We start from the raw sequence: 26,843 nt of genomic DNA on the forward strand, positions 1-26,843 counted from the left end.
GATCTTTGATAGCTTCCAAAGCAACCTTTGCTTTGAATGCAGAACTAAATTTTCTTCTCGATTTTTTCATATGTACAGTTTTAAATTTACAATTTAAATAGCTGTCTTAAAAATGGGGAGTATTATAAAATAACCAAATCTCAAAAAATTATCTGGATAGGAGGTAATATTTATCTAAACCTCTTTGTAAAGTTTATTATTAATGCTGAAAAAATAGAACCTTTGGGGAATGAACTCTGGATTGTTACCACCAACTGTTTTTTAGACCAAGATGGTTCAGAACTTAATCGTGATAAAATTCGTTGGGCTAACGGTGGTACAGAAAAGAAGAAAAAAATATTGTATAGTATACTAGATCGTTTATAGATTAATATGTGCCGCATATTAAAACGTATCTTTTTTGATTAAGGAAAAATATAAAATGCAATATTTCATTTTTTATTGTTGTAATTTTCTATCTCATTTTTAAAGAATTTATTTGAAGTATTATTAATATTAATTTCCCCATTTGTTATTAGTTAAATGTAAAAGAATATATTTATACATAAATCTATTAAAACGATATACTAAGCACTTTATTAAATCCCTTTGAAATAAAAATAACGTGAACGAATCAGAAACAAGGAGAATACTAATTGACAGTAAATTGCTTGATGCAGGTTGGAATGTTAATGATGTTACTCAAGTAGTTGAGGAATACGTTGTTGATGTGCAGAATGTAAATGAACCTGAGGGAAAATATGGGAATCAGTTTACTGACTATGTTTTATTAGGGAAAGATGGGCAGCCTATTGCTGTGATCGAAGCAAAGAAAAGTTCTGTTGATGCTAGAAAAGGTGAAGAACAAGCAAAACAATATGCTAATCAAATTCAAATCAAATTTGATTGTGATCTCCCCTTTTGCTTTTACACTAATGGTCACGATATTTATTTTTGGGATATCGGAAACGCTCCACCAAAAAAAGTATACGGTTTTCCTACTCGCGGCGATTTAGAGAGGTTAGCACATATTCGGAAATATAAAAAACCTCTAGCAGAAGAGCTTATAAATACTGATATAGCGGGGAGGGCATATCAAATTGGTGCCATCCGTTCTGTTTTCGAATCTTTAGAAAAGAAAAAAAGAACTTCATTACTGGTAATGGCTACTGGAACAGGTAAGACCAGAACTTGTATTGCAATGGTAGACGCTTTAATGAGAGCCGGATGGGTCTCTAGAGTTCTGTTTTTAGTAGATAGAATTGCTTTGAGAAATCAGGCAATCGAAGCTTTTAAAGAACATACCCCACAATTATCAGTATGGCCTAAAGAAGAGGAAAAGGATATAGCATTAGATCGTAGAGTGTATGTTTCTACATATCCAACTATGCTAAATATTATTGATGAAGGACATGATAAACTATCACCTCATTTCTTTGATATGGTTATTATTGATGAGAGTCATAGATCCATATATAATGTTTATCAAAATGTACTTAATTATTTTAATACCATAACACTGGGCTTAACAGCTACTCCTACGGATGTTATTGATCATAATACCTTTCAACTATTCGATTGTGAAGATGGATTGCCAACTTTTGCATATACTTATGAAGAAGCTGTTAAAAATATGCCTCCGTATCTCAATAATTTTGAGGTTTTAAAAATTGGAACCAAATTTCAAAAGGAAGGCATCCATCTGAATACTATTTCTGTTGATGATCAGAAGAAAATGATTGCTGAAGGTAAAGACCTTAAAGAAATTAATTTTGAAGGTTCTCAACTAGAAAAAACGGTTTCAAACAAAGGGACAAACGCGCTAATTGTGCGTGAGTTTATGGAAGAATGTATTAAAGATTCTAGCGGAGTACTTCCAGGAAAAACAATATTTTTCTGCACTGGGAAAAGACATGCAAGAGCACTGAAAGATATTTTTAATCAGTATTATCCACAGTATGTTGGTGAACTGGCAAAAGTTATTGTTTCTGATGACCCAAGAGTGTATGGGAAAGGCGGTTTGCTAGATCAATTTAAGAATAATGACTTTCCAAGAATCGCTCTAAGTGTTGATATGTTAGATACAGGAATCGATGTAAGAGAATTAGTAAACCTGGTATTTGCTAAACCTGTTTTTTCATATACTAAATTCTGGCAAATGATAGGTCGAGGAACTCGATTATTGGACAACAACAATCTAAAGCCTTGGTGTCACGAAAAAGATAAATTTCTAATTATCGATTGTTGGGATAATTTTGAATACTTCAAGCTAAATCCAGAAGGAAGGAAAAATAAGTCACAATTAGCCCTACCAATACAATTGTTTTCTCTAAGATTAGAAAAGCTAACATTACTATTAGAAAATAAGGTTGAGTATGTACACAAAGAAATTAAAACCATTAGAAATTTTATTGCAAAATTACCTCCTAAAAATGTAATAGTAGTCGAACATAAAAGTTTTTTAGTTAAAGTTGAAAATGATGAATTTTGGGAACATCTCGATACTAATAGATTAGAGTATTTAGCAATTGTTATTGCACCAATAATGAGAGCGATTAGCGGATTAGATTTTAAGGCATTGCATTTTGAAAAAGATTTGGTGGAGGCTTCAGTTTTAAAACTAAAAGATGAGGGAATTGATTTTGAAAACCTTGTAGAATTAATCACTTCTCAATTAGCTGAACTACCATTAACTATTCGTGAGGTTGAGAAAGAGAAACAATTAATTCAAAATGCATCTAAGACTTCTTTTTGGGTTTCATATTCAGAAGATAAAGAAAATGAACTAATTCAGAAAATAGCACCTCTAATTCGCTACAGACAAGCTTTTAGTGATGGTAATGATTTTACATTTCTAAATCTTAGAGATGTTACTTACACCAAGAAACTTATAGAGTTTGGACCAGAAAATGAACAAGTAAGTATAAGTCGTTATCGCGAAATGGTAGAAGAAACTGTTTTAGGTATGGCAAGACAAGATTTAACATTACAAAAACTAAAGTCAGGAGAAGAATTGACTGCAGAGGAAATCAAAAAGTTGGCTCAGATATTGAATAAAAAAGATCCTTTTGTTACCGAGCAGCTACTTAGGCGAGTATATGACAACAAACAAGCTAAGTTTATCCAGTTTATCAAACATATTTTAGGAATAGAGCAAATTCAATCCTATGAGAAAACTGTATCTGATCTATTTGAAGCTTTTATTATTGAACATAATAATTTGACAAGCAAACAAATTCGTTTTTTAGAAATTCTTAAAAATTATGTTTTAGACAAAGGAACAGTATCTAAGAAAGATTTAATAAAACCTCCTTTTACCCAGTTGCATAATAATGGAATATTAGGAGTATTTTCGCCAGACTTGATCAATAAAATTGTAGCATTAACTGAACAAGTTAGTGCTTAAAACTAAATAGAGTATTTAATACTATGTTATCATCCGATTTAAAAAGTAAAATCAACAAACTCTGGGATAAGTTTTGGAGTAGAGGAATTACCAATCCCATTTCTGCTATTGAACAAATCTCTTACCTTTTGTTTATGCGCAGAATAGACGAATTAGATACTCTAAAAATACAACAAGCTGGATTTACAGAAGAAGATTATAGAACTGTTTTTTTAGTACCTAAACTTGATAAAGATGGTAAACCAGTCCTTAATAAAAAAGGAGAATTAGAACTTGAAGATAAAAGTAATTGCAGATGGTCTCATTTTAAGCAATTAGACCCTGAATCAATGCTTATTTTGGTGAGTCGGGAAGCTTTTCCATTCATCAAAGTGATTAACAAAAAGGTTGATCTTAAAAAAATTGAAGATAAAGATTTTCGTGAAATAGTTAAAAAGCAATTATACGGTGATTTAACCAATAAAGAAATAGAACAAGAATTTGCCTATATCCGTTATATGGAAAACGCTGTTTTCTTAATTAACAATTCTAATCTTTTGGATGAAGCTGTAAAAGCGATTGATGAGATTTACGATGAGATAAAAAAACAACAAGACGAAGGGCAGAATTTCCAAGACACTCAAGGTGATGTATATGAATATCTGTTGAATGAAATAGGGCAATCCGGTAAAAATGGACAGTTTAGAACCCCGAGACATATCATCCAATTGATGTGTGAAATCTTAGATCCGGATTGGACAGACACGATTTGTGATCCCGCTTGTGGTACAGGTGGTTTTCTATTAGGAGCTTATCAACACATTCTCACTAAATATTCCAGTAAAAAGTACTTGCAAAAGGATGAAAATGGTTTTGTAAGAGGTACGATGGGTGATAAAATCACTAAAGATACTGTTTGGAAAAATCTAAAAGAAAAAACTTTCTATGGTTTTGATATAGATCAAACCATGGTACGTATTGGATTAATGAATCTAATGTTACACGATATTTCTGTGCCAAGAATAGAACATATTGATACCTTATCTAATAAGTATGAGGGTTATGAAAAGGATGAGCAATATTCTATCGTATTAGCCAATCCACCATTTACAGGACGTATTGATAAAGGTGGGATGAGTGATAAATTTAGAATCCCCGGTACGCAAAGTGAATTGTTATTTATCGACCGTATGGTACGCATGCTTAAACCAGGAGGAAAGGCAGCAGTAATTATACCAGAAGGAGTATTGTTTGGTAGCGGTAAAGCACAGAAAAAGGCACGTGAAATTTTGTTACGTGATACGCAACTAGAAGCTGTAATCTCCTTGCCAAGTGGCGCATTTCAACCATATACTGGAGTAAAAACAGCTATTTTAGTTTTTACCAAAGCAGAACTAGAAAGTAAAAAATGGCATACAGATCGAGTATGGTTTTGTAATTTACAGAGTGATGGTTATTCTTTAGACAATAGTCGTAAACGATTAAAAGATGAACCATTGCCATTGGCCATAAAAAAATACCAAAGTAGAGCCGGCGATAATGAAACCGATCAAAAAGAAGAGCATTTTTATGTAGATTTAGACAAGATAAAAGAAAATGATCTAGATCTAAGTTTTAACCGTTATAAGACTTTTGATTATACACCACAAAAATATGATCCACCAAAAGAAATTCTAAAAGCCTTACTAAACTTAGAAGATGATATCCAAAAAGAGCTAAATGAATTAAATGAGATGATTGAATGAAATTAGAAGATTATATTGATGTTTTATCTGGATATGCAATAAAAGCTAATTCATTTAATAAAAATAAGGATGGCATACCGGTAATTAGAAATCGGGATGTAATTAGAGGATATTCTGAGACATATACTACTCAAAAAATTGATTCTAAATTTGAGATAAAAAAAGAGGATATCTTAGTTGCAATGGATGGTAATTTCCATGTTGCAAAATGGCAATCGGATATTGCGTATCTGAATCAACGAGTTTGTAAAGTATCTTCCAAAAACGAAAAAATTTTAAGTAATGCTTTTTTATGTTATTTACTTCCCAAAGAGCTAAAAATAATAGAAGACAATACTCCATATGTTACCGTTAAACATCTTTCTGCAAAGGCTATTAACAACATTGATTTTGATTTACCAGATCCCATAACTCAAAAACAAATAGTTACAGTTTTAGATAAGGCGCAATCGCTCATTAAAAAACGAGAGCAAAGTTTAGAATTATTAGATGAATTACTTCGTGCAACTTTCTTGGATATGTTTGGAGATCCTGTTTTAAACGAAAAGAATTTAAAATTCACTAAGCTTAGTGAATTAGGAGTATGGAAAAGCGGTGGTACTCCTTCAAGAAGTATTGATGCTTATTTTAAAGGAAATATTCCTTGGTTTTCTTCTGGAGAACTTAATGATATGTATATCTCTAAAAGTAAAGAGAAAATTACAGAAGTTGCTGTAAAAAAAACATCCGCTAAATTAATTGAATCGGGCAGTCTTCTTGTTGGAATGTATGATACTGCTGCATTAAAATCAAGTATCACAAAAATAGTTGCCAGCTGTAATCAAGCTATTGCTTTTGCCAAGCTAAATGAGAAAAAATGTACATCTACATTTGTATATTTTGCAATTCAAATAGGAAGAAAATATCATCTATCTAAGAGAAGAGGTGTGAGACAAAGAAACTTAAATCTTGCAATGATCAAAGCTTTAGAAATACCTTTACCAAAACTAAAACAACAAGAAATATTTTCTTCAATTGTTTCTAAAATTGAACTTCAGAAAGAATTAATTCAAAAAAGTTTAGACGATTTAAACAATCTCTTTCAATCGCTATTACAAAATGCTTTTAGCGGTAATCTAAAACTACAAGACAATAAAGTAGAACTCCAAACTGCTTTAAAAGATGTGAATTGGTTTACAGAGCAAGTAGGAGAAATCACTAATAATACTGCAACGCAAAAACTATTTGCTACGTTAAACACTATATCTAAAACCCCTTCGGCTTTTGATACTATTTTTAAGCTTCAAGAAACACTTAGCACGAATAATGCTCCTGGATTAGAGGTTATAAGAAAATTTTACAACTCACTGGGAGGTAATAGTATACCAAATTTTAAGAATGCAGATGTTCTTTCTGCATATAAAATATTTCAGGCTAATCCATTCATTAAACAAATAACAGACAATAAGCCTTTCAAAATTAAAAGCTTGGAGCAATCCATTGAGGAGCAAAAAAATAAAGAACTAGAAGGAGAACTATACCAAGAACAGGATCCAATTCTACAATTCATTAACCAAGAGCAATTTGGCAAGTATTCAATAGAAAATTATAAAGTAAATATCCCAAAAACTATTCACAAGTACTTCGGCAAAAGAGAATTTGATGTTGATGATATAATTCAGATACTAGAGGAAAACAAGGCACTCTCTGGTTTAAAAAAAAATACTATAAAGAAAGAACTGTTCTCAATTTTTTCTCAATTCATTAAAGTGAAATACGATGGTTTGTTTGCTTTTAAGCAAATGCGAGAAGAAATGCAAAGAAGCCTATTTAATCCTGCTTTTACCTTGCTCCAAGAGTTTATAGATCAAGGATTAAAAAATAAATCCATTGATCAGGTTTATTTACTCTCTTCAGTAGGAGATGATATTCGTGGGAATGATAAAAGATTGTATCTTTTATTAAAGCAATCCAAGCATGAAAATTAATAGGATTGTAATCAATAATACCAAAGGATTTCGAGGATTACCGAATGGATTTGAAATTATTTTCAAAAATGCTTTTCATCGCAATGAGATTGATCCTATTTGTTTGGCAGGGTTAAATGGTTCTGGGAAATCCAATGTTTTAGAATTAATTTCAGAGATCTTTTTTTATCTGGAAGCAGTACATCATTCTCAAGCCAAAAAGTATGTTACAAAAAAGAGTCCTTTTGGTTTTACTATAGAGTATGAAACTAAAGTAACCGCTAATAATTTATTGCAATCAGATACTACATTTAAAGCGGATACTCCTCTGGGAAGTATTCGAAAAGTAGCAATTGAAAAACTCCCAAGACAGGAAATACAGATCAAGTTTACAAATGATGAAGAATGGATTGTACTAGATTCAGAACATCTTAGTTACGATTATAATGTATCTCAATTATTACCAAAAAAAATAATAGCCTACTCATCTGGTCAAAATGAATTGGTAAGCAATCCTTTTCTTCGAATGGATTTCTTTTATTTTGATGAGTATCTTAAAGAATTAGAAGAAGGTGGGGATTCTGCGGAAATTTCGCAAAACAGACTATTCTATATGGATTATGACTCTAATCCATTCGTGTTATTGAGTAATTTTTTGATGCGTGATATAGATGATACAGGAGAACAAAAAGAGCTGGGTATTCTTAAAGCTATGACAGATGTAGACGGCGTAGACTCATTTAATATCGTACTTAATCTAAAAGTAAAAAAGGATCATGCTACTGAAAATCTGATAGAAATCATTGAAGAATTAAGGGACTCGGATTCAGAATCGTTGCTCTCAGCAATAGAAAATGAATTATTCTGGGAAGTTCAGTTACCCTATCAACTCAGTAATTTTATAGAAAAACTAGAACGATGCTGTACGTATTCAGATTTTGTATATAAAGAAGAAGGTTCAGGAAAATGGTTAAAAGTTACCTTGTATTTCCGACAGATAGGTTCCAATATAAAGATGGCATTTCAGAACGAGTTTAGTAATGGGCTGAATCTATTTCGACAATTTTATTTAATGAATTTGCTGAATATATATAATTACTCTGATGCCATTAGAGATAGGGTAAAGAAAGCTTCGTCGGGATCAGAAGATAATATTTCAGACTTGATTCCTAAGCTACCTAAGAAGGATAAGGTTTTTTATATCGATGCCTTAAAACTTAAGAAGAAAACAGGGAGTAAAAAAGAATTGCATTATAAAAATCTTTCTGATGGAGAGCATCAGTTTCTGCATATAATAGGATCTTTAATGCTTATGGAAGAAGAGGGAACTATTTTTCTATTAGATGAACCATCTACCCATTTTAATCCGGATTGGCGATCCAAGTTTATCTATACCATAAATGAAATATATAAATTAAGGCGAGATCGTTTTCAAGATCCTGAGAAAGCACAACAGCTAGTTACTTTGTCTACACACTCTCCTTTTGTATTATCTGATAGCAAATCAAAGAATGTACTTTGGTTTCAGAAAGAAAAAGGAAAACCAACTATAAAAGAATTAGATTTTGAAACCTATGGTGCTTCAGTTGATTATATCATGAAAATGTTATCGGGGCAAAATCATTTAATTCCTGACAGAGCCTATAATGACTTAAGAAAAGTTATTGAAGAAGGAGATCTCAGGGAAGTAAGGTCAGCTATTGAAAAGTATGGAGAGTCTAGTGAAAAACAATTTTTATTTAAAAGGCTTTATGAATTATCTGAAGAACGCAAAAAAAATAAAAAGAAATGATAAAACCATTACTGAAAATAGATTCTCCCATTATTGGTATGCAGGAAATCCCAGTTGCTTTTTTTAGTAACCTAGAGGATTCTGTAAATTTTGGAGATCATCTATTTCCTGTTTGGTTTAATACAGTATTTGGGAAGGTTGCTAAAGATAAGTTCGAGTTGGTCTATAATGAGTATAAAAAAATCATATCATCATTTGAAAGACAAAAAGTAATAGAAGCATTTAAACATGGAAATAGAATTCAAGAACTATGTGAAAATAGCATAGAAGTCTCTTGTATTGATATTAATAATCTACCGGAAGATATTCGTTTACCATTGAAAAATGCGTTTACTCATCTATATGATTCTTTAGATAATTTAAAATATCAAACTCATGTAAATGAAAATTTATTGGATGTACTTGATGAGTTTGCAGATATAAATAATATCGAGATTTGTCCCTTTTGTGGTATCGAAGGTTACATTAATGTAGAAGGGGAACCTAGGCAAACATTAGATCATTGGTTGTACAAAGAGAATTACCCATTTGCAGCGGCTAATTTTGATAACCTAATGCCAATTGGCGATAAATGTAATCGTAGACCAGCAAAAGGGACAAAAAATGTTTTATTTGATGAAACCAGAACCAATCGGGTTGTTTCTTTCTATCCTTATAAAACACATCAAAGCATAGATATATCATTCAGGTTTATTAACGAACCAGTATCTACTAATATAACAGATAATGATTGGGAATTGGTTATACAGCCTCAAAACCCTATTGAACAAGATATTTTTGATAGCTGGAATACCACATTCAATATTGAAACTAGGTATAATGATTTCGTTCGAAAGAGAATAATCCCAAAATGGGAGAAAGATTACATTGGTTTCATAGAAGAAGACCATAAGACAAATCAAGCTCAAGATCTTAAGGAATTTAAGGAGCATTTAAAGCTTTGGAAAGCCACCTTTAAGAAGAAAAGTGACCCAAGAGCAATTTTATTTAGAGCATTTGCAAACTATTTAATAAATGATGCAACTGATGCTTATTTATCTGGATTATGTGAAAATTTTAAACGATTATAAAGGTATGTAAAACTTAAGACATAGTAAGAAAAATTACATACACTACAACAATGCCTGTTCAAGATAATTAACTCTGAAAAAATGTAGAAATGCGCAAGAAGATTCAAAATGCATTATTTGAAATATGCATTCTTATCATAGTATTTATAATAGCATCTAAGATGTTTCTAATAAAAGTTGATATGTCAATAATTAAGTTGTGCATAGGGATTATTTCTATATATATTCTTCGTATAATAGTTACTTATATAATGTTATTGCTTTTGAATAAAACATTAGTATCTGTATGGGATATTAAAAAATTTAGATCAGAGGACATGCCAAAGCCATTTCTTAATGTAACAAAAATATTTATAACCCTGAGTGTTATCACTATTCTAAGTTTAGCAGATTGGTTTGGTATGGATAAAATAGAGGTGGAATATATCGATAAGATACTATTACAAAATAAAATTAAAGTTCTGTTTTTTTTCATAGCTGCAGCAACAATGACATATAATTTTGGATATTTTGCATATCGGCTTAGTAATAACAGACAAAGAATTATCTTAGGCTTTAAAAATGTGTTCTCCGAGGTAGTTAGGAAGTAATCTATAAGTTAAAAACTACATTAACCTGTATAGAAATGATTGAACAATCAACGATGATCTTAATATCAGACATACTTTGAAAACTCAATAGCCATTTTTTCGGCAGCTTTAAGCATCCATTCAAAATAACTATTCCAATTGTCTTCTTCAAATAAGTCTGCAGTGTTTTCTGCTTTTATTCTTGATGCTTGTTTTCCATTTAATGGCATCCATAGTAATTGCATATCAATATTTGACTCAATTGTTTGCTTATTTTTCTCAAATCGCAAGTATAGCTCCTGATCCCTTTTTATATAGAACTCACAAGTAATTAAATTTTCTTTAGAATTGATCGTTAACGTAAGGTTTGCTTCAGATGTTCCAATACTTATATCAAACCAATGTTGTGCACTAGGCTTACGCCCAATATTCAAAGATGATCCTTGTTCTTTCGCATAATCTTTGAACCGTTTCCAAAACTCAAGCTGAGCGAGCTTCGTTTCTGTATATTCTTTTGGTTGTGATTGAGAGTTTTGTAATTGCTTTGCCCAGTCGTTGGGTTCTACAACCACATTAAATTTAGGAGCCAATGCAGAATCATCAATTTGCCATAATTCCATTTTGATGAGAAAAAAACCTAATTGCGATCCAGTATTATTATTTAGCCATTCCATGGCTTTTTGATGTTCTTCCCTGATATCCTTAACTATCCAAATAATAATACTTGCATCATATCCAGACGCATACGTAATAATTTGTCCAAGATGCTTGTGATCAGTATATTCCAGTTGATTTTCAATAATAATTTTCTTTTGGGTATTTTCATCAATCGCAACCAGATCTACATTGTACCTGCCTATTGATTCCTCAATTCTTGTATTCGTTAGTACAATTCCAATTTCATCACTCAAAAGTTGAATATTTTCATCTTTTCCTAACCACCTGGTAAAATCTAAAGCTTCGTGAGACCAAAAATCTCTTAATTCTACCTTTTTTAATTTTGAAAGTATTCTATCCATTTTATTTAAAATGTTTAAGCATCTAATATAATGACGGAATATTAAATAGTCTATTAATCACTCGATATTTTAAATAATAGACCTTTCAACTCCACACTCGACAATTTTTTTCACTATAGAGCATAAAATTATACCTAAAGTTTTATAGTAGTTCCCATCAAAACAACTCTATACACACTCTACGCTCTACAATTTATTTCATAAATGCCTTGATATCCTTTGTTATTTAGCTCCAGATATCTAGTAAAACAAAGCATTTCGAGATGCTCATTAATAACCATAAAATACACAAATAATGAGCGATGTATTAAAACCATTGTATTCCCTCACCGTTGGAGAGTACACAGAATTAAACAGACGGATTATCAGACAGCAGTTACAAGAACTGTTAGTACATCAGGAAATTCCATTAGTAAATAAACCGGAACGGGATATCATCTTTATTGATGATGCTTGTGAGCTTACTGGGTACAGTAAACCCACTATGTATTCTAAGATTAGCAGATATGAAATTCCAGTGTTGTCACGTGGAAAACCACTTACTTTTTCTAAAAAAGTACTGATCGATTGGATTCATAAAGGAAAACCTAGCGTGATGGAAGAAATAGAAGCAGAAACCTTTCTAAAACCCCCTAAAAGATGAAGAATCCAAATGAATTAATAAGCCCTAATGCTCTGTATTTAGACATCAAGGAGGTAGGTAAATTGTTTAGTCCGCCAATCTCCAGACAGAAACTAGGCAGGCTTAAAAGATCTGGAGAACTGCCCTTAATTCCATGTAAAATAGGAAAAAGAACGTACTACCATAAAAAGCAAACCGTAAAGCTTATAGAAAAACTATGCAATAGCAATATGAACTATGATATGGATGCTTCTCTATAATCCCAGCCAACAAGCCTATCATATCGAGGAATCTAAAAATGATGTGATTCTATCTAGCAATGGATACAAGGTCCTTAGAAGTTTTTCTAGGTATGATAGCGCTTTAACGTATTACAAACAAATTATATATAACACAAAAAAAGTAACAGATGGAACCAAATAATAATATAACCAAAGAAAATATCATCAAAAGAATCGATTCACAAACACTATTAAATTATTACCTGCAACCTTATCATGCTAAGGGACGATTGCAACAGGGAAAGCATATCTCTAACCCCTTTCTTTCAGAAAAACAGAAAACACCTTCTTTTAATATCTACAAATCCACATCAGGAATATGGAGGTATAAAGATTTTGCAGATAGTGATTGTGAAGGGGATGTATTTGATCTGATTATGAAATTAAAGCACTGTAGTTTTCCAGAGGCATTACAACATATCAATACCGATTTCAATCTGGGATTACAGGAATACATGATTAAGAAAAAACCAGAAATACAATTACATACTGCGTGGACAGAAGAACTTGCAAGGTATTGGAAAGCATACGGAATCCTGCCTGTACATCTCAAGTATTTTTATGTATTTCCAGTAGCTAAGATAACCCGGTATAATGAAAATAACGAACCTTACCACATTCATTCCAATAATCATAATCCGATTTTTGCATATCGGGTTTCCAATACTTGCTATAAAATTTATCGTCCATTAGCTAAGAGTTTTAAGTTTTCGTGGATAGGTGATAAACCAGAAAACTATGTGTTTGGATATTCAAAACTTCCTGAATCCGGAAAACAATTATTTATTACAGGAGGGGAAAAAGATGTACTATCCTTATCTGTAAAGGGATATCATGCTGTTTGCTTTAATAGCGAGACATCGCTTCCACATGTAGAACTGATGCAGGAACTCAAAGAGCGTTTTAAGCGGGTGACTATTCTTTATGATATGGATCAAACAGGCATTGCGCAGTCCGAAAAGATAGCAACTACGTTTGGTGTGTATAGAGCAAGCTTACCGCAACTCAATGCAAAAGGTGGAAAGGATATTTCCGACTTTTTCCAACTAGGATGTTTATTTTCTAAAGAGACGATTAAGATGATACCTCCTTCACAGAAAAAAGAAGTTGTCAACGACAGCAAATATCTTGCAGCATTAAAGCAAACGCAACAAGTATTGAAAGAAACCATGGCAAAGGATATTGTAGAAATTCCAACATTACTTTCCCATAAAGATGAAGGAGTCATATTTTCGCAAAGTATCAACATTATACAAGGAAAATCAGGAACGCATAAGAGCAGGTTAGCGCAAACGATATGCAGTGCTTTTCTAAAGAAAGAGAACTGCAACAATGAACTACTTGCTTTTACACGAAACCCTGACAAACCATGTTTTGTTTGTTATGTGGATACCGAGCGTAACCTCGCAAATCAATTCCCTAAGGCATTACAGGAAATACAAGTAGATGCAGGGTATGACATTACAGAAGACCCAAGGAATTTTGCCTACACTTCTCTGGTGAATACTAAAAGGTCTGACCGCTATAAAGCGCTATGTGATTTTATTATCTACGTGCAAAAAGACGTTCAAAAAGAAGAGCATTTAATTATTGTGCTGGATGTGGTATCAGACTGCATTATGGATTTTAACAATACACAAAATAGCTTGGATCTGATTGATATGCTCAATACAACGATCAATAAGCAGGATGTTACTTTTATTGCAGTCATTCACGAAAACCCGCATCCTAATGATAAAAAAGCACGGGGACATTTGGGCTCAGAGATGTTAAATAAATCTACGGTAACTTTCAGAATGGCATTCGAAAACGAAAAGCAAGAAACGCCAGACGATCTAATCGTTATACATTTTCCTAAGAACCGAAACGGGAAAAAACCTAAGCCTTCCCATATTGAGTTTTGTGAAGCAACTAAAAGATTGGTCTTAGCAAGTAATGATCGCATTAAACAAGTTCAAAGCGTTAAAAATAATAAAGGAAATCTTGGAGAAATCATAGAATTTCTATCTTCCTATGTTACCGGAGTCGTTTCTGGTAAAACGATGGTAGCGGATCTATGTCAAACGTTTTCTTGTGGTAACCGGACGATGAGAGAACGCTTAAAGGAATTATGTAGTAATTACTATGAAATTCCCGATGCCAATAACGTTCCCTGTTCCTTGGTAAAAACCCAAAAAGGAAGAGAAGTTTTCTATCAGCTGGAGAAGATTGAAAATCCTGTATCTGGAATGAAGGCTTCATAGCATTTTAAACAGTTGCATTAAACACCAGAAAGCAGGTAGTAGTATATATATACTACTACCTGCTTTCTGGTGTTTAAAAAAATGCTAAATCGATTCAAATTAATGCAGATTAATTTGGACTTTATTAGATCAATCTAGCAGTAATTTAATGAAATATAGCTCCGTATACGGCAATTTATATCATTGGATGTTATATTAGGTTATATGACGTAAACTCAAATCAATCAATGTATTTCGATGATTTTTATCACATATATTTGACAAAAATCAAGCCTATGAAAATGAAAGCAATTGATCCGTTAACCAATAAGAAGTTTAGTAAAAAGCGTAACAATCAAAAGTTTGCCACACGAAAAAACCAGATCAAATTTAACAATTTGAAGGCTAGAAAAAAACGACAAGCCATAGCAGGTTTAAATCGGATATTGGAAAAGAACCGATCTATTATGAAATCGTTGTTGGCAAATGAGAAAGAAGTGATCAAGAGTTATGATTTTTTACTGGGAGCTGGGTTTCATTTTGGATGCAATACGCATACTATCAATAGTGAACATAGCATCTGGAGTTGCGTGTACGAATATGGGTATTGTCAATTACCTGATAAGCGGTTTAAAATTATCAAGACTTCTAACAAACAATAAAAAACTGTGCAATGACCTCAGAATTTATTAACTGTTTTGAATTGGATATTGCAAAGGATATCCCAGCAGAATTAACTTTCTACAAAAACCAGTACCAGACTTTGACCCATCACAATCACATATATAAACAAGTATTGATTGGAGCAACGACAGTACTTTGTCTGTATGTATTATATAAAACATTAGAACGATATGAAAATAAGAAAAAGAACAAAGAAACATCCTATCATTAGAAGGGTAGAAGAGCATATAGATGTGATAGAAAAGTTCACTCATAAAAGTGATGCTTTTTTTAATAAACCTATTGTGAAAAAGGTGGGCAAAACCATTCTGATAACCGGAGCTGTTTTTGGAGGATTATTTCTCTCTAAATATTTTCTGTCTGCTACCGCTAAGATGATCAAATCTTGTAAAGAAATCAAAGACGCATGGAAACGGTAAATTTTACAACCCGTTAATCAAATATGAACCCAAATACCTTGAGTAAACCAATGTTGGATTCGCCTAAAACGGATACTATCTTTCCCCTGTGTTTAAGAAAACTTACTATTAAAACTACATTTTTTTTCATTCCATTTTTTTAAATAATATCACACCTTAGTAGAAATAATTAATTACGAGAATGGCCTTAAATTATTCTGTAATCAAATAACTAAAAATTGACCTATAAGGAAGTAACCTATCAAATCCTTTTCAATACAAAAAGATACTCAACTTTTTAATTATTAAACCATCACCACCCAAAGTAATGGTTTAATAAAGCAATGAATCTTAAATATTAATTATTTTTAATAATCCTCCACGAACTAAACGTTTTACAAGCTTCAGCTTACCTTCTTCATCTAGTAATGGTATTTCTGAAACCGTAAAACCTTTTGTTGCTTTAGCTATAAAGTCAAAACATGAACCCAGATATTCGGGACCTTTAATTACATTTCCTTGAAATAATATTCTACTAAGTTCGCCTATTTGTAATACTCCTACTGTCATAAAATCTCTATGAGCAAGACTTGTTTTGAGATTAATATCTTCTATTTTATCTAAATGAGCAAAATGCCCATCACCTATAGATTTCTGATTTGACCTGAAATTCTCTGACAAAAGATCTATACCATAACTTGGGTTCAAATTATTGGATGTTTTTTGTAATAATCTCTCAATCTTGGTATTAATTAATTCTTTTAAGCTATCGTCTGTTTTATATTGATTTAAATACCCCAAAGGTAATGGCTGACGAAACTCAACATCATTTTGTGCAACTTGACTTAGTGATATCATTAACAAATCAACCCATTGGAATGGGTGTACTCCAATGGATAAGTGTAACGAAGATTCATCCATTGTCATTGCCTCATGAGGCACGCCTCTTGGAATAAATAAAACATCTCCAGCCTTAAGCATTATTTCTCTTTTATTTTTTAATTGGTTTCTATCAAATACTGGTTGAAAACTATCTACAAGTGGAGTTTGATACTCCTCATCATATAATGTCCAATGTTTAGTTCCTTGAAGTTGTACAACAAAAACATCATGTGCATCGTAATGTGGTGATAACGCTTTTTGGTTTTTAGGTGTTAAGAAGAGTTCACCAAGCGTTCTAAAATTAAATTCCTTTTGAAGGCTTTGACATAGCCTTTGGATAGGTTTCCAATAACGTTGCACTTCATGAATTACAATAGTATGCCCATCCGCATAAGCAGCATATATTTGATTAAGATTTAAACTACCATCCTCATTTTCGTATTTACTTGGGTTTATTGGAACCTGATTTTTTACAACCCTTAGGCTCCATCCTTTTGGACGGCTATGATCTAAAATTTCGTCCAAATTTTCTATAGTCAGAAGTGAGTTATAATATTCTGGACTCTCACGCTGTATGTGTAACGTCTGTTTCCCCCAAAAATCTTTTGCAAAGACATTTTTTTCAAAAGGATAAATAAGATCTGCGAAGTTCTCGATTTCTTGTTTTTTTGTTAATAGTGTATCCATAATAACTTTTTATTAATATTGATAGTGATTATCTATAAAAACAAAACTATAACAAGACATATGTATATAACTGACAAAAAAACGGTTAAAATTGACAATCCGATATTTGTACACATTGTTTTAACACTACTGTATTATGTAGCTTTACTAATGATGCGTTAACTTTTCATTTTTTTGTTTTAAGCCTTTATATGTTAGGTTTTCTATACGTTCTTTAATTTTTTGATTTGATTTAGTGGATACATTTGTAGTCTTTTAAAAAAGACTGCAATGAATTCAGGAAAATACATCTTAGCGCAATTACTACAGTATGTGAACAAGTATGAGTTTGAGAAATGTGTTAAAAGGTATAACGGCGATTATAGAATTCGTAATTTTAACTATTGGAATCAGTTTATCCAATTATTTTTGGCAACTTACCTCTAGGAACTCCTTAAGAGATATTTCAATTTGTCTGAAGGCACATAAAAATAAGCTCTATCAATCTGGGTTGGCTGGACATGTGAATCAGTCTTCATCATCATGCGCTAATGAACGTAGAGATTGGAGAATATTCGCTGACCTCGGGCAGTATCCCATAGATCTAGTTCGACCGATGTATATTAATTATCAAATTCCTAATATCAACTTAAATAATCAAGTCTTTGCGTTGGATTTCACAACAATCTCACTAAGCCTTACACTATTTATCTGTTTTTCAATGAAATACCCCAAAGGTGCAGTAAAAGTTCATACGCTTTTGGATTTAAGGGGTAACATTCATGTATTTATATACGTAAGTGATGGGAAGTACCATGACAGTAATGCACTTGATTTATTTAATCTATAAACGGATTTCAAACTCTTAATAAAATAAAGTTAACTATTAATGATTTTTTTCTTGTTAGAACTTATTAAAAGAGCAATTGAATTTAAAAAATAAATCCTTATTTTCTTCAAAAAACAAGGATTTGCTAAGTGTTTTTACCTGAGCATATTCATGTCTGCAAAAAAAGAAGTAACTAACTTTTATTTTTCATATTTCTTACAAATAAAAATATACTGGAGAACAATATTAGTATAGCAATTATTAGCAGAGTTAGCTTATAGCCTTTATCTTGAATAGATATACCTATTGGAATAAGTATAATTCCAAAAATAAGTATAATAAATGGTATCTGTTTATTTTTCATATGTTCAAATTTAATAAACCATTTATTGAAACACAATAAATGGTTTGATTTTAACGAAACTATCCTAAAAATAGAATATCTTATTACATATAGTAACCTGCAGCTATTCCTCCACCTAATGCCAGTAAACCTATCGCTGTAAAAGTAAGTGCAGTTCCAACTACTATTCCTCCAGAGACGATCTCTAACTGTTCATCCGTAAGTTCCAAATTTTCAAAATCTGGTTTAGCTGGTATATTCAAATAAATATTAGAAGAATTAGATTGATCCTCAACAATTACTTTCATATGTTTAGGTAGGCGACTTTCTTTCCCAGTAATAGATTCTATAGTTGTGATAGGGGAAGTTATTAACTGATTTTTAAAGTCATTACTTTCCCAAGATCTTTTATTAAGTGTTGACATTAAACCCTCAATTTTTTTTTGATTTTCGTGTATTTCCATTTTTGTCTACTATTAAAAATTTATTTTCGATATATTATTTCTTTATCTTATTGCAATACCAATTCCTACACCAGCTGCGAACAGACCTACAATCGCTAAAGCGATTCCTGCCGTTCCAGCTACTATGCCTCCAGCAACAATTTCTAATTGTTCATCTGTAAGCTGTAAATTTTCAAAATCTGGTTTTCTTGGAATATTTAAAAACACAATATTAGAATCCGTTTGGTCTTCTATTATAACTTTAGTGCCTTCAGTATTACACTTTTTACCTGTGATTTTTTCGATAGAAACTACTGGATCTGCAATCAACTCTTCTTTGAATGTATCATTTTCCCAAGCATTTGTGAAAATTTGTTGTAAGATATCTTGTGCTTTTTCTTGATTTTCTGTTAAAGTCATTTTATTTCAAATTAATGATTGATGAATAATTTTATTTAAATAATGTTAAGCTTGCCTGTCTCCTCCGTCCGTTGGAAAAGGAAATATTGGACCTGACCAAGGAAAAAGGAATGTGCCCCCAGCAAAAGCTTCTAATTGTTCCTCGTTCAGTTCTAAATCATCCAGATTTGGTTCTGCAGGGATATTAATATACACCACAGCTTTATCTGTCTGATCTCTTACCATAATACTTTTTCCTTCTGGTAGGTTTAATTTCTCCCCAGTAAGTTTCTCTATAGCTGCTACTGGTGAGTCGATGAGCTCTTGTTTAAAAACTTGATCCTCCCAAGCCTTCTGTACAATTTGTTGCAATAGCTTTTGCTCTTTAGTAAACTCCATAATTTAAGTTATTAAAATGTCGAATTATCTAATGGATAATCAGGAAAACACTCTATAATGATCGGTGGACCTGTCAACACTGAAAGTGGATTAAAGCCAGCACCACCCGCTACAGTCTCTAACTGCTTTTCATTCAATTCTACATCATCAGTGGTTGGAGCTGTAGGGATATTGATATACACCGTAGATTCATCTGTCTGATCTCTTATCACAAGAGTCTTTCCCTCAGGAATGTTCATTTTTGCACCGATCAATTTTTCAATTGCTTCTACAGGAGAATTAAGTAGTTCTTGCTTAAATGTTGCATCTTCCCATGCTTTGTGAACCACTTGTTGTATTAGTTTTTCTTGATTTGTAAATTCCATAGTTTTGAATGATTTTTAATTGATGAATATTTAGATTATAATAAAAAGTTATCTGGCGCTTTTACATCAATAACGGGTGTTGGGAAACAATCTATAACATCATGAATCCCACCAATAATCACAGAAGCCCCTCCGGCTACGGCCTCTAATTGTGTTTCATTCAATTCTACATCATCAGTAGTTGGAGCTGCAGGGATATTGATATAGACCGTAGATTCATCTGTCTGATCTCTTATCACAAGAGTCTTTCCCTCAGGAATGTTCATTTTTGCTCCAATTAATTTTTCAATTGCTTCTAAAGGAGCATTGATTAATTCTTGTTTAAAAGTGGCATCTTCCCAGGCTTTATGCACAACTTGTTGCATTAGTTTTTCTTGATTTGTAAATTCCATAATTTTAAATTTTAGATTATTATGTTATTAATTTCTTGATGTAAAACTACCCCTACTTTATATGAGAGAAATGCCAAAAGAACTGACAAAATGATTATATACATTTTTATTTTATCTATTCTCATCCCACCCTCAGGCTTTTCTTGAAGGAAGGAAGCTAAAGACCTACCAATAGCTATACGGGATGATTTTTCTTACATCATATACTGGTGGAAAAAGATTTAAAAGCACTGCTTTATAACGTCAATTCCCTAACCGGATATAATTTTATTCAGGATTTACTGGTAACAAAATACATCTGCATATCTCCTTTCCCTTTGGCATTTATTTTTCCTCTATACTCAAAAGCCAGCTCTTTTTCATCTTTGACTAATTGATAGGTGTTTTGACTAATATTCACTTTACCCACAGCTCCGTTACTTTCCATTCTACTGGCGGTATTGACGGTATCTCCCCAGATATCATACTGAAACTTTTTAACCCCAACGATGCCTGCTACGATAGGACCTGTATGAATCCCTACACGCATTTCAAAAGCCGGCTTGGTCAACCGATCATTTTCCAATTTTCTTTTAGACACAAATTCTTGCATTTCGATTCCTGCAAAAATTGTTTTTTTAATTGTATTAGCAGTTGGTTTGGATAATCCGCCCACTGCCATATAAGCATCACCAATTGTTTTTATTTTTTCGATACCATATCTATCCATAATAGCATCAAATGCTTTAAAGCATACATTGATTTCTTCTACTAATTCTTTAGGAGTTAGTTTCGCAGCGGTTTCAGTAAAAGACTTAAAATCGGTAAAGAGAATGGAAGCAGTGTCAAAATCCTGTGCGTCTACATATCCTTTCTGTTTGAGTTCAATTGCAATTTCTTCAGGAAGGATATTTAGCAAAAGACTTTCAGACAAGTCTTTTTCAATTTGTAATACAGCTTTTGACTTTCGGACAAAACTCAATCGATTCCAAATTCCTCCTGCAAGTATTAGAATAAAAAAACTTATTGCTAAAACAATATTTCGTTGTTTTTCTTTTTTCTGAACTATCCGGCTATGCTTCATTTGTATAATACGCCTTTTTTCTACCTGAGTAATACTATCCATCAGCACTTGTTTTTCAAACTCCATGTTTAGTATTTTATCGCCTGTTTGTTTCATTTGTAAGCTGTCATTAAGACTTATGGATCGCTCATAGTATGCTAATGCAATTCCGTTTTTGTTTACTGACTTATACACCTTGTAGAGACATTGACAAGCTTCTTTCTGAGCAGCAACTGTTTTTAAATCTTCTACTATTCTTAGTCCTTTTATACAATTAGTAGTAGCTTCTTGTTTTTTACCTAACTTATTCTTTATTGATCCAATAGCGATGAATGAAAGACCTTTGTATAATGCATTTTCTATTTCTTTGGCTAGCCGTAGTGAACGATTATAAAATATAAGTGATTTTTCATACTCAAGGAGGGTACCATATATTTCACCAAGGTTGTACAATGTTTCGAGTACTCTTTGCTTGTCATCAATCTCTATTGCCAGTTGTAAAGCCTGCTCAAAATGTGTTAGTGCATTAGTATATTTTTCTTGTCTCAAATGGATTTCTCCTATTCCGTTTAAAACTTGAGACAATGCTTTTTTATCAGAAATGCGTTCGTAGGTTTTTTTAGCTATTTGAAAATGCTTCATAGCATTTCTATAATCATTTAATTCTAAATAGATACCACCTATATTTTGGAGTGTAGCTGCAGTTTGTTTTTCATCATCTAGTATTTCACTTAATTTGACAGCTTGTTTATAATGAATTAGTGCTTTGGGATAATTACCCAAATAATAATAAATAGCCCCTTTATTATTAATAGAAGACGCTATTCCTTTTTTAAAATCAGCGGTTTCATAATGTGTGATACTTTGGTCATAATATGAAAGTGCTTTAAGGTAGTTACTTTGATAATAAAATATAGAAGCTATTTTATTATAACAATTACCTATTAATTTATGATCATTTAGCGATTTATATAGCATCAATCCTCGCTGAACGGCATTTAATGCCTCAGAAAAATTTCCTTCTTTGATCTGTGAGTTACCTATGATTATCAGGCTATCCGCTACTTTTTTTTTAGCTACTTTTTTCTGTTGTGGAGTTACAAGTAATTCTTGTTGCTTTTTTGAATCACCAGATTGGATTGTTTCCATAACGCTTACATTATTTTGACCAATAGAAAACACTGAGCACAAAATAAAAAAGAGAACTATCTTTATTTTTTGATACTTCTCTTTACTTATGTTATCCCAGAGATCTATATGGATGAACCTTTTTTGCATAATTTGTTTAAAAAAGACCTATCAAATTAGCTGAGGGATCTGTAATAACGGGATCCGTAGGTTTTCCTCCACCTGCTATAATTTCCAGTTGTTCTTCATTTAATTCCATGTCATCCATATTGGGTTCTGCAGGAATGTTTATATACACCATAGATTCATCAGTCTGATCACGTACTATAATGGTTTTACCCTTTGGTAACGTTATACATTCTCCTGTTACCTCTTCAATAACTTTTATTGGATGTGCAATCAATTCTTGCTTAAAAGCTTCACTCTCCCAAGCTTTATGGACAATGGTTTGTAATAATTTTTGTTCTCTTGTGAGTTCCATAATTAAAATTTTAGATGCGTTATATGTATACCTTTTCTTATATATAAAAACTGGTATTATTTTAAAGCAAAGCTATTTTTTAGCATACTGATAAAAATGCCATAAATGCTGACAAAAGAAGTTTTTAGAGGTGTTCTCTTAAAAAGGTCACAATTACTGTAGTGTATCCCTTCTTAAATACTTACTTCGCCGATCAGGAAAGCTTCCCAAAGGGCTATCGCAGATGTACAAGTATAAATTAAAAAAATACGTGTAAAACATCCCTCTAAATCTACCTACCAAGGAATTTTTTGAGCCACCTTCCTTCGAAGACGACACTACGCAGTTGTGGACGAGCTGAAGCCAAGGAAAAGGTATGTCTGTTTTTAGCTCAAAATAACACTTTAGAAAGATGTGTACAGACAGTAACTCAAAAGGGATGGGAAAAGTTTTAACATATCAACGAAATCATCAACTAGCGTCTTTAGCTTTTTCTGCAAGACTGCTCTGACATCTAGTGATAAATAGATGTGTAGGGCCATCATTAGACATCAAGATATTGGCATCTAGAAAAGATTGTTTTGCTTGTTTGTATTGTTTATTCCTATAATAGTATAATCCTTCAGTAAATTTGGTATTGAATTGTAGTTGCTCCTCAGTAAGCGGAACATTTTTATGCCCGGACACGGTGTACACTTTTACAGGAATTTGTTTTCCTTTTACTTTGAGCGTGTCAATCTCTCGACAATGAAAATAAGGGTTGACTTCTTTATAGGTTTCTTCGCAAATTAATAGATCCACATTATAGATTTTTGTTGCGCTTTCTAATCGTGCAGCAAGATTAACAGAATCCCCAATAACGGTATACTCAAAACGTTTTTCTGATCCAATATTACCAGAAACTACGTTTCCAGTACTAATGCCAACTCCTATATTTATGATAGGCAACTGACTATTTTGGGTATTTAAAATAGCGAGCATAGTAAACATATCTAACGCACAACCAACCGCATTTTTGGCATCTGATATATTAGCGTATGGCACTCCAAAAACCGACATAATAGCATCCCCAATATATTTATCTAATATACCATCATATTTGTAAACAGAATTGATCATAGCCTCAAAATATTTGTTGAGCAATTCTACAATTTGGATAGCTCCAAATTCTTCTGTTAATGTTGTAAAATTTCGAATATCCGAAAACAAAATACTACATCGAGAATAGCTTCCTTTTAATACGGACAGGCTATCGGTACTCATGACTTCTTTGACTATATGTTGTGGAATATATCTACTTAAATTTGATTGGATACGTTTTTCTTTGGAGATATCATTAAAAACAGTTATCACACCTATAATAGTTCCTTTAGCATCTTGCATAGGGAGTACGCTTATGGTAACGGTAACAGATTTTTGTTTACTGATGATTTCTACATCATCTTGATATACCTTTTTACCAGAATGCATTGCCTCTTTGCAATGTGCAAACAGCGATCTAATTGCAGTATTTACCTCATCAATATGGGTGTTTGTTACATCCTCCATTGGATGTAAACCAAACATGGTATAGAAAGTGTCGTTAACGGTTTTAATTTTAAAAGATGTATCAATAGTGACAATTCCATTATCAAGATTTTGAACCAATATGTTAAGATGGTTTTTCATCGTATGGATTTGATCAAATAGCTTTGCATTTTCGATCGCAATACGTACTTGGCTTGCAAATCCTGATAACATATTCAGGTCATCTGAGTCAAAATCATTACCACGCTTATTTATTGCTTGAATAACGCCTAGAATTTTATTGTTGGAATTAAAAACAGGAACACTTACTATTGATTTGGTTCTATACTTTGTTTTTTTATCTATAGCTGCATCAAAATGAGGGTGATTGTATGGATCATTAACGATACAAGCTTTTTTGTTTTTTGCTACATGTGCAACGATTCCCTTTTTTGTCCTTACTATTTTATTTTTAAGCCCTTTAGCGAATACAGTCCATAACGCTCCGGTTTCTTCATCTAACAAAAAAAGAGAGCTTCGTTCTGCATTCGTAATTTCTGCTGCCTTATTCATAATGAGTTGAATAAGCGTATTCAGATCTAATTCTGATGATATGGCTGTAAACACCTCTAATAAAGTAGAAAAATTATTTTTAATGTGTTCACTTGCTAAATACAATTCATTATTCTTTACAATCAGCGTAATTGCTGAAGCAAAACTATGTAGTATGTTGACATCCTTATCTGTAAAAATAGTGTTTCTCTTATTCAAACATTGTAATGCTCCAATAGGATGACCAGCTTCATTAAAAATAGGAATACATAAAGTTGATTTTGTAATAAAATCCAATTGTTTATCATAAGAGGGGTCAAATAATACACTTTTTTGAGCATTATTTTCAATAATAGGACGCTTTTGCTCAAACATAGTTCCTACAATTCCTTTTCCAACAGGCACCGAAATGATGGTGTTCTCTACACCTTGTGCAACTAGACTTTCCAGCGCAGATATTTCTGTATTTAATAAAAAAAAAGTACTTCTTTCTACATCCATTATTTTAGATATTTGATCTAAAATAACATTCACTTCTCTTAGTATTTTTTCGTTCTTTATGATCATATCACTGCTTGTAAACGTATATTATTGTATTTTTCTATCAATTTTAGACTACCATTTGGTGAAGCCATAGTGATGATATCTAATTCGCAAATGCTTTTAATTCGGTTTAACCGATCATTGGATGTTTTTATACTCCCTAAAAAGGCATCAAATTTAGAAAGGGTATCTGCTACATTGTTAATTAGCATTTTCAAAATATCAAAGGCTTCTGTAGACATTTCTTTATCTCCTAAGTAATTTTCTAAACGCCCTCCTTTTCTATAGAAAGGATAGTCTTCTAATCCCATAAAACATAGAAACCATTTTTTATTAAACCTGCCTAAAACTTTTGTAATACCAGCATAATCTGCAATGAGCTCATCGTGCATATTAGTAGTCATATGCCCATACTGTTTTAAAGTAAAAAGATGTGCACACTCATGTGCTAATCGTATCTGTAAAGAATAATCTATCCAGTCATTATGAGCAATCCCCAAACTATTGGCAGAAACATTACTATATGGTTTTGTACTCAATACAATGATTTTATCTTTATATAATGCCGGATACGGCATGATCTGTTTCTTGAATTCCTCCGACCAATTTCCAAATGGATTAACTGCCTGCCACTGCATTTTTAATGAATGGATTCTATCCCAGTTATTGATGCCATTGATTAAGGCTGCTCCCATCGATTCTGGGGTATCTATCGGTTCATTTTTATGAAAAAATGCCTGAATAATAGCACAAAAATCTGTATCATCGGGAATAATCAGTACAGGAATTTTACCTGCGATACTCTGATAAATTTTGAGTTGCATAGCCGGTGGTTTCTCTAACTGTAATCCAGTAGCCGATTCCATTTTCTGTGTTGAAACCCCTCTAAGCATCGCATCTCTATACGCATCAGTTGCGCTAATATCTTTTTGAATTGGAAATTGAAATGGAACTAGATACTTTTTTAGCGTTTCATATACTCCGATAGTTTTTGATTCATCAACATATTGATTCCAAGCTTCTATATATGGTTCATCCGTATCCGTAATTGCATCTAATTTTCCTATGTTTACAGAAGAAAATTTGTTTTTAGTATATGTTAAAACTTCTGAGATTACTGCTTCATTATCTGTATATTCTTTAAGGAATGCGTACTTGGTTATTTCTTCTATCATAGTCATC

General features: G+C 32.2%; 24 protein-coding genes and 1 pseudogene. 14 read left to right on the forward strand and 11 right to left on the reverse strand.

All coding sequences use genetic code 11. The features are described 5' to 3' along the window. Window positions 1–222 precede the first annotated feature (222 nt). The 7 genes from ABD816_RS20685 (at window position 223) to ABD816_RS20715 (ending at window position 10,507) form a co-directional block, all read left to right on the forward strand. Window positions 223–366, forward strand: a complete 144-nt coding sequence (locus ABD816_RS20685) for a hypothetical protein (protein WP_344930677.1) — start codon at window positions 223–225, stop codon at window positions 364–366. 238 nt (window positions 367–604) lie between these two features. Then, a complete protein-coding gene (locus ABD816_RS20690) occupies window positions 605–3,385 on the forward strand; it encodes a type I restriction endonuclease subunit R (RefSeq protein ID WP_344930678.1) in 2,781 nt (926 codons plus the stop codon). Window positions 3,386–3,408: 23 nt separating this feature from the next. Further along, complete coding sequence (locus ABD816_RS20695) at window positions 3,409–5,109, forward strand: class I SAM-dependent DNA methyltransferase (RefSeq protein WP_344930680.1); 1,701 nt, start codon at window positions 3,409–3,411, stop codon at window positions 5,107–5,109. Beyond that, window positions 5,106–7,076, forward strand: coding sequence for a restriction endonuclease subunit S (locus tag ABD816_RS20700; protein ID WP_344930682.1), 1,971 nt, complete (start codon window positions 5,106–5,108; stop codon window positions 7,074–7,076). The genes ABD816_RS20695 and ABD816_RS20700 overlap by 4 nt, the downstream gene beginning before the upstream one ends. Beyond that, window positions 7,066–8,847 (forward strand): restriction system-associated AAA family ATPase, encoded by a 1,782-nt coding sequence (locus ABD816_RS20705; protein WP_344930684.1) that lies wholly within the window; start codon window positions 7,066–7,068, stop codon window positions 8,845–8,847. Before ABD816_RS20700 ends, ABD816_RS20705 begins: the two co-directional genes overlap by 11 nt. Beyond that, window positions 8,844–9,917: a hypothetical protein gene (locus ABD816_RS20710; RefSeq protein WP_344930686.1), complete on the forward strand. Its 1,074-nt coding sequence runs from the start codon at window positions 8,844–8,846 to the stop codon at window positions 9,915–9,917. Before ABD816_RS20705 ends, ABD816_RS20710 begins: the two co-directional genes overlap by 4 nt. A gap of 263 nt (window positions 9,918–10,180) precedes the next feature. Continuing rightward, window positions 10,181–10,507, forward strand: coding sequence for a hypothetical protein (locus ABD816_RS20715; protein ID WP_344930688.1), 327 nt, complete (start codon window positions 10,181–10,183; stop codon window positions 10,505–10,507). A 65-nt stretch (window positions 10,508–10,572) separates the two neighbouring features. Here ABD816_RS20715 and ABD816_RS20720 read toward each other — a convergent pair whose 3' ends face one another. Beyond that, complete coding sequence (locus tag ABD816_RS20720; protein ID WP_344930689.1) at window positions 10,573–11,505, reverse strand: DUF4268 domain-containing protein; 933 nt, start codon at window positions 11,503–11,505, stop codon at window positions 10,573–10,575. 295 nt (window positions 11,506–11,800) lie between these two features. Between ABD816_RS20720 and ABD816_RS20725 the strand changes: the two genes are divergently transcribed. The 6 genes from ABD816_RS20725 to ABD816_RS20750 all read left to right on the forward strand — a co-directional run bounded on the left by ABD816_RS20725 (window position 11,801) and on the right by ABD816_RS20750 (window position 15,733). Further along, window positions 11,801–12,148, forward strand: a complete 348-nt coding sequence (locus ABD816_RS20725) for a helix-turn-helix domain-containing protein (RefSeq protein ID WP_344930691.1) — start codon at window positions 11,801–11,803, stop codon at window positions 12,146–12,148. After that, window positions 12,145–12,387, forward strand: coding sequence for a helix-turn-helix domain-containing protein (locus ABD816_RS20730; protein WP_344930693.1), 243 nt, complete (start codon window positions 12,145–12,147; stop codon window positions 12,385–12,387). Before ABD816_RS20725 ends, ABD816_RS20730 begins: the two co-directional genes overlap by 4 nt. 149 nt (window positions 12,388–12,536) lie before the next feature. Then, window positions 12,537–14,651 (forward strand): hypothetical protein, encoded by a 2,115-nt coding sequence (locus ABD816_RS20735; RefSeq protein ID WP_344930695.1) that lies wholly within the window; start codon window positions 12,537–12,539, stop codon window positions 14,649–14,651. A gap of 275 nt (window positions 14,652–14,926) precedes the next feature. Further along, the gene (locus ABD816_RS20740; protein ID WP_344930697.1) at window positions 14,927–15,292 is read left to right on the forward strand and encodes a hypothetical protein; all 366 of its coding nucleotides are present in this window, start codon (window positions 14,927–14,929) and stop codon (window positions 15,290–15,292) included. A gap of 11 nt (window positions 15,293–15,303) precedes the next feature. Then, the gene (locus tag ABD816_RS20745) at window positions 15,304–15,525 is read left to right on the forward strand and encodes a hypothetical protein (protein WP_344930698.1); all 222 of its coding nucleotides are present in this window, start codon (window positions 15,304–15,306) and stop codon (window positions 15,523–15,525) included. Then, complete coding sequence (locus ABD816_RS20750) at window positions 15,485–15,733, forward strand: hypothetical protein (RefSeq protein ID WP_344930700.1); 249 nt, start codon at window positions 15,485–15,487, stop codon at window positions 15,731–15,733. Before ABD816_RS20745 ends, ABD816_RS20750 begins: the two co-directional genes overlap by 41 nt. Window positions 15,734–16,063: 330 nt before the next feature. Here the strand turns inward: ABD816_RS20750 and ABD816_RS20755 are convergent, their stop codons facing one another. Beyond that, the gene (locus ABD816_RS20755) at window positions 16,064–17,281 is read right to left on the reverse strand and encodes a cupin domain-containing protein (protein ID WP_344930701.1); all 1,218 of its coding nucleotides are present in this window, start codon (window positions 17,279–17,281) and stop codon (window positions 16,064–16,066) included. Between the two features lie 270 nt (window positions 17,282–17,551). On the opposite strand from ABD816_RS20755, the pseudogene ABD816_RS20760 reads away from it, so the two are divergent. Then, window positions 17,552–18,110: pseudogene (locus ABD816_RS20760) on the forward strand (DUF4372 domain-containing protein). Window positions 18,111–18,536: 426 nt separating this feature from the next. Here the strand turns inward: ABD816_RS20760 and ABD816_RS20765 are convergent. The 9 genes from ABD816_RS20765 to ABD816_RS20805 form a co-directional block, all read right to left on the reverse strand. Further along, window positions 18,537–18,857: a class IIb bacteriocin, lactobin A/cerein 7B family gene (locus ABD816_RS20765; RefSeq protein WP_344930703.1), complete on the reverse strand. Its 321-nt coding sequence runs from the start codon at window positions 18,855–18,857 to the stop codon at window positions 18,537–18,539. Between the two features lie 81 nt (window positions 18,858–18,938). After that, window positions 18,939–19,295: a hypothetical protein gene (locus ABD816_RS20770; RefSeq protein ID WP_344930705.1), complete on the reverse strand. Its 357-nt coding sequence runs from the start codon at window positions 19,293–19,295 to the stop codon at window positions 18,939–18,941. Window positions 19,296–19,340: 45 nt separating this feature from the next. Then, window positions 19,341–19,673 (reverse strand): NHLP leader peptide family RiPP precursor, encoded by a 333-nt coding sequence (locus ABD816_RS20775; RefSeq protein ID WP_344930707.1) that lies wholly within the window; start codon window positions 19,671–19,673, stop codon window positions 19,341–19,343. An 11-nt stretch (window positions 19,674–19,684) separates the two neighbouring features. Then, window positions 19,685–20,038 carry an NHLP leader peptide family RiPP precursor gene (locus tag ABD816_RS20780; RefSeq protein WP_344930709.1) on the reverse strand — a complete coding sequence of 118 codons (354 nt, stop codon included), beginning with the start codon at window positions 20,036–20,038 and terminating at the stop codon, window positions 19,685–19,687. 35 nt (window positions 20,039–20,073) lie between these two features. Further along, window positions 20,074–20,430, reverse strand: a complete 357-nt coding sequence (locus tag ABD816_RS20785; protein WP_344930711.1) for an NHLP leader peptide family RiPP precursor — start codon at window positions 20,428–20,430, stop codon at window positions 20,074–20,076. A gap of 271 nt (window positions 20,431–20,701) precedes the next feature. Further along, window positions 20,702–22,621, reverse strand: coding sequence for an adenylate/guanylate cyclase domain-containing protein (locus ABD816_RS20790; protein ID WP_344930713.1), 1,920 nt, complete (start codon window positions 22,619–22,621; stop codon window positions 20,702–20,704). Window positions 22,622–22,757: 136 nt separating this feature from the next. Beyond that, the gene (locus ABD816_RS20795) at window positions 22,758–23,081 is read right to left on the reverse strand and encodes an NHLP leader peptide family RiPP precursor (RefSeq protein ID WP_344930715.1); all 324 of its coding nucleotides are present in this window, start codon (window positions 23,079–23,081) and stop codon (window positions 22,758–22,760) included. A 450-nt stretch (window positions 23,082–23,531) separates the two neighbouring features. Further along, on the reverse strand, window positions 23,532–25,685 hold the full coding sequence (locus ABD816_RS20800; RefSeq protein ID WP_344930717.1) for a GAF domain-containing protein: 2,154 nt from the start codon (window positions 25,683–25,685) through the stop codon (window positions 23,532–23,534). Continuing rightward, window positions 25,682–26,836, reverse strand: coding sequence for a DUF7005 family protein (locus tag ABD816_RS20805; RefSeq protein ID WP_344930719.1), 1,155 nt, complete (start codon window positions 26,834–26,836; stop codon window positions 25,682–25,684). The genes ABD816_RS20800 and ABD816_RS20805 overlap by 4 nt, the downstream gene beginning before the upstream one ends. Between the last annotated feature and the right edge of the window lie 7 nt (window positions 26,837–26,843).

Origin of the sequence: Aquimarina addita (genome assembly GCF_039539305.1) — a bacterium.
GTDB classification, from domain to species: Bacteria; Bacteroidota; Bacteroidia; order Flavobacteriales; family Flavobacteriaceae; genus Aquimarina; species Aquimarina addita.